This window comes from Paraburkholderia sp. RL18-101-BIB-B, from assembly GCF_046026985.1.
In the GTDB taxonomy this organism is placed as follows: domain Bacteria; phylum Pseudomonadota; class Gammaproteobacteria; order Burkholderiales; family Burkholderiaceae; genus Paraburkholderia.
Window position 1 is genome coordinate 90,616 of the sequence record NZ_JARESV010000031.1, and the last position, 11,499, is coordinate 102,114.

The 11,499-nt window shown below is 61.5% G+C and carries 12 protein-coding genes; 4 read left to right on the forward strand and 8 right to left on the reverse strand.

All coding sequences use genetic code 11. From position 1 onward, the window contains the following. Nucleotides 1-5: 5 nt before the first annotated feature. Together P0D73_RS31975 and P0D73_RS31980 are read left to right on the forward strand one after the other, a co-directional pair. Nucleotides 6-920, forward strand: coding sequence for a LysR family transcriptional regulator (locus P0D73_RS31975; protein ID WP_408178227.1), 915 nt, complete (start codon nt 6-8; stop codon nt 918-920). A gap of 187 nt (nt 921-1,107) precedes the next feature. Continuing rightward, nucleotides 1,108-2,553 carry an NAD-dependent succinate-semialdehyde dehydrogenase gene (locus tag P0D73_RS31980; protein ID WP_408315574.1) on the forward strand — a complete coding sequence of 482 codons (1,446 nt, stop codon included), beginning with the start codon at nt 1,108-1,110 and terminating at the stop codon, nt 2,551-2,553. A gap of 141 nt (nt 2,554-2,694) precedes the next feature. On the opposite strand, the gene P0D73_RS31985 is transcribed toward P0D73_RS31980, so the two are convergent. The 4 genes from P0D73_RS31985 to P0D73_RS32000 all read right to left on the reverse strand — a co-directional run bounded on the left by P0D73_RS31985 (nt 2,695) and on the right by P0D73_RS32000 (nt 4,864). Then, nucleotides 2,695-3,156, reverse strand: a complete 462-nt coding sequence (locus P0D73_RS31985) for an ester cyclase (protein ID WP_408294438.1) — start codon at nt 3,154-3,156, stop codon at nt 2,695-2,697. 69 nt (nt 3,157-3,225) lie between these two features. Next, on the reverse strand, nt 3,226-3,423 hold the full coding sequence (locus P0D73_RS31990; protein ID WP_408294436.1) for a hypothetical protein: 198 nt from the start codon (nt 3,421-3,423) through the stop codon (nt 3,226-3,228). A 78-nt stretch (nt 3,424-3,501) separates the two neighbouring features. Further along, on the reverse strand, nt 3,502-3,825 hold the full coding sequence (locus P0D73_RS31995) for a DUF4148 domain-containing protein (protein ID WP_408294433.1): 324 nt from the start codon (nt 3,823-3,825) through the stop codon (nt 3,502-3,504). Nucleotides 3,826-4,009: 184 nt separating this feature from the next. Continuing rightward, nucleotides 4,010-4,864 carry a LysR family transcriptional regulator gene (locus P0D73_RS32000; RefSeq protein ID WP_132381075.1) on the reverse strand — a complete coding sequence of 285 codons (855 nt, stop codon included), beginning with the start codon at nt 4,862-4,864 and terminating at the stop codon, nt 4,010-4,012. A 625-nt stretch (nt 4,865-5,489) separates the two neighbouring features. On the opposite strand from P0D73_RS32000, the gene ald reads away from it, so the two are divergent. Then, nucleotides 5,490-6,608, forward strand: coding sequence for an alanine dehydrogenase (gene ald, locus P0D73_RS32005; RefSeq protein WP_408294429.1), 1,119 nt, complete (start codon nt 5,490-5,492; stop codon nt 6,606-6,608). Between the two features lie 338 nt (nt 6,609-6,946). On the opposite strand, the gene P0D73_RS32010 is transcribed toward ald, so the two are convergent. From P0D73_RS32010 to P0D73_RS32020, 3 genes are read right to left on the reverse strand one after another with little or no spacing between them, the layout of a single operon-like run. Next, nucleotides 6,947-7,552 carry an isochorismatase family protein gene (locus P0D73_RS32010; RefSeq protein WP_211701399.1) on the reverse strand — a complete coding sequence of 202 codons (606 nt, stop codon included), beginning with the start codon at nt 7,550-7,552 and terminating at the stop codon, nt 6,947-6,949. Nucleotides 7,553-7,606: 54 nt separating this feature from the next. After that, nucleotides 7,607-8,434, reverse strand: a complete 828-nt coding sequence (locus P0D73_RS32015; RefSeq protein WP_408434485.1) for a pirin family protein — start codon at nt 8,432-8,434, stop codon at nt 7,607-7,609. Nucleotides 8,435-8,445: 11 nt separating this feature from the next. Next, the gene (locus P0D73_RS32020; RefSeq protein WP_408315677.1) at nt 8,446-9,516 is read right to left on the reverse strand and encodes an alkene reductase; all 1,071 of its coding nucleotides are present in this window, start codon (nt 9,514-9,516) and stop codon (nt 8,446-8,448) included. Nucleotides 9,517-9,628: 112 nt separating this feature from the next. Between P0D73_RS32020 and P0D73_RS32025 the strand changes: the two genes are divergently transcribed. After that, complete coding sequence (locus P0D73_RS32025; protein ID WP_408434488.1) at nt 9,629-10,534, forward strand: LysR family transcriptional regulator; 906 nt, start codon at nt 9,629-9,631, stop codon at nt 10,532-10,534. Nucleotides 10,535-10,932: 398 nt separating this feature from the next. Here the strand turns inward: P0D73_RS32025 and P0D73_RS32030 are convergent. After that, nucleotides 10,933-11,499 (reverse strand): MBL fold metallo-hydrolase (locus P0D73_RS32030; RefSeq protein WP_408434491.1); only part of this gene is annotated, 567 nt, incomplete at its 5' end.

Genomic DNA, 11,499 nt, shown 5'->3' on the forward strand with positions numbered 1-11,499 from the left:
ACACGATGCATGCGAATGTCCTGAAATATTTTGTCGAAGTGGCTCGGTGCAGTTCGATCCGCAAGGCCGCGCAGAATCTCTATGTCGCGTCGAGCGCGGTCAACCGGCAGATCCTGAAGCTCGAAGCCGAGATGGGGACCGAACTGTTCGACCGGCTGCCGAACGGTATCCGGTTGAACGCGGCCGGCGAGCGCATGCTGCAACACATTCGCGCGACGCTGAACGACTTCCATTTGATGCGCAGCGAACTTGACGACCTGAAAGGCGAGCGCAAGGGGCACGTGTCAGTGGTGGCAATGGATTCGCTTTTCGTCGACTTTCTACCGGCGACCGTCGAGGAGTTTTCGGACGCCTATCCGGCTGTGACTTATTCGATCGCCGCCGTGCCGCCCCATGACGTACCGACGCGGCTGGTCAGTGGCGAATATGACGTCGGCATTTCGTATATCACGAAGCTGCCCGCCGGGCTCGATGTCGTGACCGAAGTATCGTTGCCGCCGGGCGTGGTCATGGCATCGTCGCATCCGCTAGCGAAGACGGAGCGCATCAGCTTCGACGAATGCCGCAATCATGCGTTTCTGCGGCTCGAAGGACGATCGCCGATCCAGGGCGTCGTCACCACCGACTTTCCCGAGTACTGGGAGTCGCTACAGCCGAGCGTCACGTGTAACTCGACGACGCTGCTCAAGCGGCTCATTGCGTCCGGTCGAGGTATTTCGTTTTTCTCCAAGCTGGCTTTTCTCGACGAACTGGCGCGCGGTGACGTGGTATGGAGACCGCTCGACGACGTGAACGTCAACGCGCTCACCGTCGGCGTCATCACACCGAACCAGCGCGCGCTGCCTCACGTAACGTTGGAGTTCGTTGAACGTATCGTGCGACGCCTGAAGCACGTCGACTTGTCGCTGCGCGACGCCTGATCTCCGCGTTGTCGCTGATCGCGCTTTGCCGTGGGCAGGGCGACGCCGCGTTCGGTAGTGATCGCGCGCCTTCGCGTGCATGTAATTAGTCATCTTAAGTGACGGGCTGCATTTTGGCCCTTCATTCACGACCGCCCGCCATCATCCTGATAGCGGTAGATGGTCCCCCAACTATCAGGAACACAACATGGTCACATCAGGCTATACGGATACCCGACTTCTGATCAACGGCGAGTGGTGCGACGCCGCCAGCGGCAAGACTCTCGACGTCATCAACCCTGCCACCGGCAAGGCCATCGGCACAGTGGCGCACGCCGGCATCGCCGATCTGGACCGGGCACTGGCCGCCGCGCAGCGCGGCTTCGAAGCCTGGCGCAAAGTGCCGGCCAACGAGCGTGCCACCACCATGCGCAAGGCCGCCGCGCTGGTGCGCGAGCGCGCCTCGGACATCGGCCGCCTGATGACGCTGGAACAGGGCAAGCCGTTTGCCGAAGCACGCGTCGAAGTGCTGGCGGCGGCGGACATCATCGAATGGTTCGCCGACGAAGGCCGCCGTGTCTATGGCCGGATCGTGCCGTCGCGCAACCTCGCGGCGCAGCAACTGGTGCTCAAGGAACCGATCGGCCCGGTGGCCGCCTTCACGCCGTGGAACTTCCCGGTCAACCAGGTGGTGCGCAAGCTGAGCGCCGCGCTCGCGTGCGGCTGCTCGTTCCTCGTCAAGGCGCCGGAAGAAACCCCGGCATCGCCGGCCGCGCTGCTGCAGGCTTTCGTCGAAGCCGGCGTGCCGGCGGGCACGGTCGGCCTCGTGTTCGGGGATCCGGCTGAGATTTCGAGCTACCTGATTCCGCATCCCGTGATCCGCAAGGTCACGTTCACCGGCTCGACGCCGGTCGGCAAGCAACTGGCGGCACTGGCCGGCGCGCACATGAAGCGCGCGACGATGGAACTGGGCGGTCATGCGCCGGTCATCGTGGCCGAAGACGCCGACGTGGCGCTCGCCGTGAAAGCCGCGGGCGGCGCGAAGTTCCGCAATGCCGGTCAGGTCTGCATCTCGCCGACGCGCTTTCTCGTGCACAACAGCATCCGCGAAGAATTTGCCGCGGCGCTGGTCAAGCACGCTGAAGGCCTCAAGCTCGGCGACGGCCTCGCCGAAGGCACCACGCTCGGCCCGCTCGCCAACGCACGCCGTCTCACGGCGATGAGCAAGGTGCTCGACGACGCGCGCAAGACCGGCGCCAAGGTCGAAACCGGCGGCGAGCGCGTGGGCTCGGAAGGCAACTTCTTTGCGCCGACCGTGCTGACCAACGTGTCGCTCGAATCGGACGTGTTCAACAACGAGCCGTTCGGCCCGATCGCCGCGATTCGCGGCTTCGACAAGCTCGAGGAAGCGATCGCCGAAGCCAACCGTCTGCCGTATGGTCTGGCGGGTTATGCGTTCACGAAGTCGTTCACCAACGTGCATCTGCTGTCGCAGCAGCTGGAAGTCGGCATGCTGTGGATCAACCAGCCGGCCACGCCGTCGCCGGAAATGCCGTTCGGCGGCGTGAAGGATTCGGGCTACGGTTCGGAAGGTGGCCCGGAAGCCATGGACGCTTATCTGGTGACCAAGGCCGTGTCGACCACTGCTGCATAGCGCTGACCGGTCGGCACCCGCTTTGAAACGAGGCGCGTCGAGGAAGGGCTAGTTGTCGATAGCCCTGACGGCAGCCATAAGATAATGCCCTTGCCGCTATCGGCCTTAATGACGCGCCCCATGATCACAACGCTCGGAAGCTTATCGGCCAGACTCGCTTGATGCAGGCTTGAAATGTCCGGCGATGCCATTTTGCCCACCCGAACTGCGCAGAACCTCCAGCGCACTTCGCTCTACCCAGTTATGCCGCAGCAGCCCGTCCTCGCCGACGTGCAGGACAGCAGTTCCCGTCATATCGATCGGTAAGCCCGATGGTTCCGAACCCATAAAGCCGTTGTTCTTTCCCGTAACCCGCCATCGACTGACGACCCGGTCGCCTATTTCGTTCTGAAACGTCTCGATCACATCGAACTCGAACTCATCGATGCTGGCGAGAAATGCAGCGACCCACTTCTTGAACGCTTCGCGCGATTTGATCTCCACTCCGCCCGAGGTTACCGTGAAATCGTCAGAGACCAGATGGTCCGCTGCGTGTGGATTGCGTAATTGCCAAACCTCACGCCAAAACGTCTCGACGATCTGGATTGAATTCTGCCGTGCCATTTCAAATCTCCTGTTCATTGACAACAAAAAAATCGCTTCTGGTTGACCCTGTCCGGCCTTCGGAATGCTTCAATGAGCGGGCATGGTTCCCGCCACGACAACGTGCTTCAACAACGAGGCGATCTCAGCAATCCGCGCGCTGCGTGCGGTGAGGTTCAGCATCTGCCGCAATGAGCCGCGCGTGTCATGCATGAGGCTCGAAATCCATGAGGTGCGCGAAGCATTTTGTAGTTCGAGCAGTTCCGCTCCTATCTCGATCCACGACATGCATTCATCCACTTGCTGTGCGGATGCCGCGGGCAAAGCGATCCGTAGGAGCGCGTCGATGCTACGGCTTTGCCACGGTCATTGACCGAAATAGATGCTGTCCCGTGCTTCCGGCTCGGTCACGGTACGGCGCCCGCTTTGCGAGCGGCCCGTCACGGCGCCGCCGAAGGAAGAGGTGCGGGCGCTCCCGGCGTTCGTGTTGGCGTTCTGGAGCGCGGCGGCTGCGCGCAGTTGAGCGGAGGGGTAGGTGGCATCGGGCGCGTCGAACACGCCAGCTTCGCGGGCCTGAACGAGCTCGGCCCGAACTTCTTCGCGCGTCTTGCCATGGGCGGCAGGTTCGGCGAACACAGACGACGATACGATGGCGCCGGCAATGACGACGGGGATCAGAAAGCGTTTCATTTCGTGCTCCTTGGCGGATAGATGAGAAGCTGTTCGGCGATCAAGCGGCTAATCTGCGATCTGCCGTTTGCTTGTTCGTCGATCGGTGAATGCATTATTGCCACCGGCCTTCTATCCGCCAATTCCCGAAATGTGCGTACCGTCCAGGAGAAAATGCACAAGCTGTTGCTGCGCGCTGCCCGCGTCAGCCGTTACCAGGAAAGCAGCTTGCAATGAACTGCATGACGCTGCGGATCGCAGGAGCGTGCCGCAGATCGTTGTGAATGGAGAGCCATATCTCGCGCTGCAACGGCTGGCCCGGCCCCTCGACGATGCTGAGACTCTCGTCCCAGTCCCCGAGGAAGTAGGGCAAGATGGCCACGCCGACACCTGCCCGCGCGGCCGCTGCCTGGACATCCAGGCTATTGCTGCGCAGAATCACAGGACGTGACTTCGCCTGCGTGGCCAGCCAGATGTGTTGAGCGGATCCGTCGAGACTGTCGTCATATCCGATGAATTCGTAGTCTTCGGGCGCATGCGACGCCAGATATTCCGGCGACGCATAAAACGCGAACGCAACCACGCCGATCTTGCGCGCGACGAGATCGGACTCGGTCGGCCTGCTCAGACGAACGGCAATATCCGCTTCCCTTCGTATCAGCGACACATTGCGCGTGTCGGCGATCAAGCGGACGTGAAGCGCGGGGTGCTGCACGCGCAGCCTGCCTAAGTGAGGGGCAATGACACTGCTGGACATCGACGGCGGCGCGCTGATCACCACTTCGCCGCTAACGACTTCCTGTCCGCCGACCGACATCCGCTCCACGGCAAACGACTCTTCCTGCATGCGCTTGCCCCGTTCGGCGATGCGTTCGCCGTCTGCCGTCAGCACATAGGCGCGTGGGCGGCGATCAACCAGCTTCAGTTCGAGGGACTGTTCGAGCGAGGCGATTCTGCGCGCGACGGTCGCATGATCGACCTTCAAATGCCGAGCTGCTTTCGCGAGCGATTGTTCCTGACTGAACGCGACGAAGTGGCGTAAATCCTCCCAGTCGAACATGAGTTTTCTCCTGTCGCTTTGATCGTTGCAAATCCCCAGGTTGGGATAACTGGACAAGCATATTAGAAGCAAACATGACAGACGTCACAGAAATTGCGTTGTGAAGGGTATGTGCATCGGTGCATATGACCTATGCATCTTTGCGGAATGGCGGGCAGCTTCAGGGCACCTTCCTGTCGTTTGCACATCGATGGCAGCGAAGGTGACATGGAGGAGACGGGTCTAGATATAAACCCTTGCGCCTACGATGCAGGATGATGGACGCATGTCGCCTAATTCAGGTGTTTCAACCAAAATTCGCGACAATTACATTAACAACATCTACCACACCGCCGATAGTATTGTGGAAATCACTACTCGTAGCCGGATATAGCACCTACGTCACGCTCGATTCCCGCATGCATCCCGCTCCGATGTACCCGTCACACCCTGCTACTGGCCAGGCGCCCGGCAATGGCGTCGCCAACAGGTGAAATCGGGTCGACGGTGGCGATCGTTTCTTGCGATGCCGCGTGCGTGCGTTAGCGTCGTCAATGCCTCCCTCGCCAACGCTCGACGCTCGTGCTGGGCGTCTGAGGAATCAGATCATTTCGCGGCTGATTGGCAGTCCCATACAGGAGGCAATATGCACATAGGCGTTCCGAAGGAGATCAAGAACCACGAGTATCGTGTCGGTCTCACGCCGTCTTCCGTGCGCGAGATCGTCGCGCATGGACACAGCGTGGACGTCGAGACAGGCGCTGGCGCAGGCATCGGCGCAGCGGACGACGCGTACCGGGCGGCGGGCGCGCAGGTTGCGCCCAGCGCAGAAGCGGTGTTCGCCGCTGCCGACATGATCGTCAAGGTGAAAGAGCCCCAGCCGCCCGAGCGTGCGATGCTGCGCCCAGGACAGATTCTTTTCACCTATTTGCACCTCGCGCCGGACCCCGAGCAGTGCGCCGATCTCGTCCGAAGCAACGCGGTCTGCATCGCCTATGAGACCGTCACGCAACGCGGCGGCGGACTGCCTCTGCTCGCGCCCATGTCCGAGGTTGCGGGCCGCATGTCGATTCAGGCGGGCGCGTTCAGCCTGGAACGCGCGCACGGTGGCAAGGGCATCCTGCTTGGCGGCGTGGCGGGCGTGCCCCCCGCGAAGATCGTGATCCTCGGCGCCGGCGTGGTCGGCACCAATGCCGCGCAGATGGCTGTCGGCACGGGTGCGCAGGTCGTCGTAATCGACCGCAATGTCGACGCGCTGCGACGCATGGACCGGCTGCTGGGCGCACGCGTGATCACCGTGTATTCGAATCAGGACAACATCGAACGACAAGTGCTCGATGCCGACCTCGTGATCGGCGGCGTGCTCGTGCCCGGCGCCGCTGCGCCCAAACTCGTCACGCGCAAGATGGTCGATGCGATGAGCCCCGGCTCCGTCATCGTCGATGTCGCGATCGACCAGGGAGGGTGTTGCGAAACCGCGAGGCCTACGACTCACGCGGACCCCACGTACAAGGTTGGCGAAGTCGTACACTACTGTGTCGCAAACATGCCTGGCGGTGTGCCGCGCACGTCCACGTATGCGTTGAATAACGCGACGCTTCCCTTTGTCCTGAAAATCGCCGACCAGGGCTGGCGCAAGGCGCTTACCGACGACGAACATCTGCGTAGCGGCCTGAATGTCGCGTTCGGCAAAGTGACCTGTCCCGAGGTCGCTGAAGCACTGGGCTACCCCTGCGAGGATGCAGGTGCCATCGCCACTGAATAGCAAAAACATCGAGACGAAGCGCGGGGGGCTTATCCCGTCGCGCTCTCGAGCCAACATGGCGGCGAGAGTCGCGCCCAATCAGACTTGGTCAGGTTCCCACTGCGAACATCTGTATTGCGCGAAATTCCGGTTTGCCGAACTGTATTTGGCTGGTCGTCGACTATCGGTCCAGTTTGAGACGTTCGAGGGTAATCCACGAATCGTTGAACAATCGTGACTTAAAGATAATACGTGGCGAAAGCCGTCCTCGGACACGGGATGTCACGAGGCCTCCAAACATGAGTTGATCTGTTATCCGAAGCGCCATGCACTCCGGATAACAGGATGTGGTTCCGGATTTATGCGATGCCGGCGCCGAGTGCCGGAAACACGTCGGTAAACAGCAAAGTGATCAATTGTTGTCCGGCCGGGGTGGACCAGTCCTGCGCGATTTCCGCCATGAGCGTGTTGGTGGCGGTGAGCACCACGCCCGCATCGTGCATCCGTTGACGCGAAAACTCTTCGGAAAGATCGCTGGGCGATCCTGAAGCATCCATCACTGCCTGCACGCCAAAACCTTCGAGCGCAGCGTCGATTGCCGGGAAGATCAGGCAAACGTCGGTGGTCACGCCCGCCATGATCAGGTTCTTGCGCCCCGTGGCAAGCACCGCATCGCGGAAGTCGGGATAGGCCCACGCGTTGACGACGCCGGGGCGCTTGATTCGTGCCGCGTGCGCTTCGGGCAGGATCGCGGCGATTTCCGGAAGAATCGGGCCTTGTGCGCGATCTTCCTGACTGGACGTGATCACGACCGGCAGATTGAGGATCTTCGCCATCTTGGCTAGCGCAATCGACTGTTTGGCGGCGAGTTCGCGGTCGATATTCTTGATCAGTTGCATCGTGCCGACCTGATGGTCGATCAGCAGCAAGGCGGTGTTGTCGGCAGTGAATCGTTCAACCTTCATGAGGTAGCTCCTAAGTGGTGATGGGGCGCATGCCCCGGGGTGTGTGGCGGCCTGTTACAGGCTTCCCATCTCGCCACGTTGGTAGGCGGCGGTTGCCGCGATCAGGCTCTCCCGGCTCGAAAAAGCCATCGGTCCATTTGAAAACACGGGTTGGCGCAACGGTTCGCCGATGAACACGGCGACCTTGGCGCCGCCAGCTTTGGCAGCGAGCTTGTGCATCACCGCTTCAGTCGCGGTCGGCAGGATCGGGACACGAAGGTCGTCGAGACCGAAGCTTTCGCCATCGAGCTCCGCGCTGCCGAAGATCGGCATGAAGAAGGCGCGCTTGCCTGCGGCCACCGATAGCAGCAGTTCAGCGCCTTCCTCCAGCGTGATGTCCAGCAAAGTGACCTCGGTTGGCGGCATCAGCGGGGAGCGCACGCCGTCAAAGCTGCCCAGGGGGACGCGGACCCGGACACCGGGGCGCTGCACCACCGGTACGTCCTGCGGGGCCAGGCTGAGCGCGAACGGCGCCGCGTTCTGCCGTTCCCGAGGAAGGTTGATGAAGATCTGCAGCAGGTGGGTGGTACTTCCCGGCACCGCGGGATTCTCTTCATGGACGACACCCCTTCCGCCAGCGGTCCAATGCAGGCCGCCCGGCTCGATCAGTGTGCTGTTCCCCTGCGAATCGCGGTTGGCAATGCCCGTCTCCGAGTCGAGGAACAGGTACGTCACCGCGGAGAAGCCGGCGTGCGGATGCGGTAGGAACGTTGGCGCGCTCATCCAGGCGTGGTCGACGCCCGTAAAAGGATCGAGTTGCGAGGGATCGGAACCGTGCAGGCTGTATGCGCGGAAATGGCTTCCCCGGTTGGCGCGCTGCATGCGCGCAGTGACTGTCGACATGACGGCAGTCCTCAGGCGTTACCGGCTGGGCTCAGCACGGGGTAGTCGATATAGCCCTGTGCGCCGGGCGAGTAGAACGTGTTCTTGTCGGGGGCATTGAGCGGCGCACCCACACGAAACCGCTCCGGCAGGTCCGGGTTGGCGAGGAAGGCACCGCCGAAGACCGTGGCGTCAGCGCGTCCCTCTGCCAGCAGGTTTTCAGCCGCGGCCTGGTCGAGTCCTCCTCCGACCAGATAGGCGCCATCGAAACGCGGTCGCAACAGTGCGTGGTAATCGACGCTCGTACCGAACATGGCGACGTGCAGGTACGCGAGATTGGTGCCGCGCAGATGGTCGACGAGATACGTGTAGGTTTCCTGCGGCGCAGTGTCGAAAATGTCGTTGAAGTTCATCTCCGGCGAGATCTTGATGCCGACCCGCTCACCACCGGCCTCTGCCACCATCGCCTCCAGCACTTCGAGAACGAAACGGGCACGGTTCGCAACGGAACCGCCGTATTCATCCTCACGCTGATTGCTGCCGGACGAGAGGAACTGTTCAGGCAGATAGCCCGAAGCAGCATGCAACTCGACGCCATCGAAGCCGGCTTCCAGAGCGCGACGCGTCGCCCTACGGTACTCATCAACCACACCGGCGATCTCATCCAGGCGCAGCGCTCTCGGCGTCACGAATTTCTCCATGCCGTTGTCGGTCCAGGTCTCGCCCGTCGGCTTGATGGCCGACGGTGCCACCGGCAGCGCGCCATCCGGCTGCAGCGACGGATGCGAGATACGCCCGCTGTGCATCAGTTGCATGAAGATACGTCCGCCGCGGGCATGCACGGCTTCGGTGGCCCGCTTCCATACGCTCACCTGTGCATCGCTGTGGATACCGGGCGTACGCACATAGCCCTTACCGGTCGCGGAGGGAAACACGCCCTCGGTAATGATCAGACCCGCGCTGCTGCGCTGGGCGTAGTACGTGATGACAACGTCGTCTGGAACGCCTGCATCATCGGCGCGCGAACGGGTCATCGGGGCCATGATCATCCGGTTCGGAAGGGACAGGCCGCCAATGCGAACAGGGGTGAAAAGCTGACTCATGTTGTGCTCCTCAGTGGTGATGTGTTCATCAGATGGAGTCATCATCCGGCAAACCACTGACGGGATAAAGATGGCAAAATGGAAGTCATTGGGCCATTTATGGAGCAGTGGGATGGAGTTCCTGAACGACATGGCGTTGTTCGTGGAGGTGGTCAAGGCGAAAAGTTTCCGCCGCGCGGCCGAGGCGATCGGAGTGCCGAACTCGACGCTGTCGCGCCGGATCAGTGCGCTGGAGAAGGCAATCGGCTTGCGCCTTCTGCATCGCACGACCCGCAAGATCGAGCTGACCGAAGCAGGCCAGCTCTATTTCGAGCGCGCGAGGCGCATCGTGGACGAAGCGCGGCTTGCGCACGAGCAACTCGGCGAGATGCTAGCCCAGCCAGTTGGCGTGTTACATGCGTCGTTGCCGGTGGATTTTGCGGATATCTTCCTCGCGCCGCTGCTCGCGGAATTCGCTCGCCGCTATCCCGGCATCACCTTCGAATTCGATCTGACGCCGCGCCGCGTCGATCTGGTAGCTGAGCCCTTCGATGTCGCGATCCGCATGGGTGAGCCGCCTAGTTCGAATCTGATCGCACGACAGCTTGCCCGACTACCGCGTTATCTCTATGCATCGCCGCGTTATATCGAACAGTATGGCGAGCCCGCCGAACCGGCCGACCTCTTGCGACATGAGTGCGTGCGCCTCAGTCCGGCAGAGGTCAACGGATGGACGCTGCACAGCGAAAGTGAAACGGCAGAGGTCACAGTGGGTGGTCGGTTCTTGCTCAACAGCGTCGGCATGGTTCGGCGACTCGCGACCCTGGATCTGGGCATCGTTGTGCTGTCGGAAGAAATCGCGGCCGATGATGTTGCCACTGGGCTCTTGCGCCGGGTGATGCCAGCATGGCAGGCCCCACCTATTCCCGTGTACGCCATCACCGAGACACGGTTGTTGCCAGCGAAGACGCAGCGCTTTATTGAATTTCTGCGAGAGCACCTAGGGGGAGGAGTGCCTGTCAGCAAGCTTCGAAATTGAAGTGCGGCCATTCTTGGAATCGCGGTGGTCCCGACGCCGCTTTCCAACGAAGTTCGCAGCAAGACCACTTGAGCGTCCGCTATGGATTGCCGCGAATGTCCCTGATGGGGTGCCTTTCCTGCCGTTCGACAGTCAACCGTGATGCGGCCGCTGCACGCCTCTTACCTGTCGCTCGCGACGCCGCCGGTGAGGATGTCAGGGTCACGGCTGATTCGAAGGCACACTCAAGACCCTGAGCAGTCAATCGCCTTCTCGGTATCCCTTATGTCGCGAGCGTTAATTGTCGACGATCTATAGGCCGCGGTCGATTGTCCGAAACTGGGCCGACATACGCCAACGGTTTCCTTTGCGCGCGAAGTCCGGCCGGCAACGCACCGAACGGCGGACCCGGCCAACGATCAGGTGCGTTTAGCCAGATAGGCATCGACCAACTCGACCAGTCGTTCCCGCCCGAAGCTCCCGTCGTGTCCAGCATGGACGACTTGCACGGGCAATTCACGCAAGCGCTTCATCGTGCGCACATAAGTCGGAATATCAGCACCGCCTATCTCGTCCAGCAGCGGGCCATCGTAGATCGCATCGCCCGAGAACAGCGTGCCGGATGCCGCTTCCCATAGGCCGATGCTACCCGGCGAGTGGCCGGGTAGATGCAGGACCTCAAAATGCCGGTTGCCGAGATCGACGATGTTCCCTTCCTTGACGATTTCCGTGACCGTCGCGGCGCGCACGCGATAGTCGGACATCGAGTAATCTGCGCTGGGAAGGGCCGTGATCAGATCGCCGTCGAACGGATAACCTGCTTCGCGATACCGGCGAATCGCTTCGTCGCCCAATACCGACGCGAGAAGGGTGCCTGGCTCACGCGGCGAGCGCAGATTCTCTGCCTCCAACTCGTGAACCAGCGTGTGCTCGAACTCATGATGTCCACCGATATGATCCGAGTGCGTATGCGTGGCAACGGCGGT

Bases quoted from the DNA above. Each gene is read 5' to 3' on its own strand.
- P0D73_RS31975 (WP_408178227.1), top strand. From the start codon at position 6: ATGCATGCGAATGTCCTGAAATATTTTGTCGAAGTGGCTCGGTGCAGT.
- P0D73_RS31980 (WP_408315574.1), top strand. From the start codon at position 1,108: ATGGTCACATCAGGCTATACGGATACCCGACTTCTGATCAACGGCGAG.
- P0D73_RS31985 (WP_408294438.1), bottom strand. From the start codon at position 3,156: ATGGCACGGCAGAATTCAATCCAGATCGTCGAGACGTTTTGGCGTGAG.
- P0D73_RS31990 (WP_408294436.1), bottom strand. From the start codon at position 3,423: ATGTCGTGGATCGAGATAGGAGCGGAACTGCTCGAACTACAAAATGCT.
- P0D73_RS31995 (WP_408294433.1), bottom strand. From the start codon at position 3,825: ATGAAACGCTTTCTGATCCCCGTCGTCATTGCCGGCGCCATCGTATCG.
- P0D73_RS32000 (WP_132381075.1), bottom strand. From the start codon at position 4,864: ATGTTCGACTGGGAGGATTTACGCCACTTCGTCGCGTTCAGTCAGGAA.
- ald (WP_408294429.1), top strand. From the start codon at position 5,490: ATGCACATAGGCGTTCCGAAGGAGATCAAGAACCACGAGTATCGTGTC.
- P0D73_RS32010 (WP_211701399.1), bottom strand. From the start codon at position 7,552: ATGAAGGTTGAACGATTCACTGCCGACAACACCGCCTTGCTGCTGATC.
- P0D73_RS32015 (WP_408434485.1), bottom strand. From the start codon at position 8,434: ATGTCGACAGTCACTGCGCGCATGCAGCGCGCCAACCGGGGAAGCCAT.
- P0D73_RS32020 (WP_408315677.1), bottom strand. From the start codon at position 9,516: ATGAGTCAGCTTTTCACCCCTGTTCGCATTGGCGGCCTGTCCCTTCCG.
- P0D73_RS32025 (WP_408434488.1), top strand. From the start codon at position 9,629: ATGGAGTTCCTGAACGACATGGCGTTGTTCGTGGAGGTGGTCAAGGCG.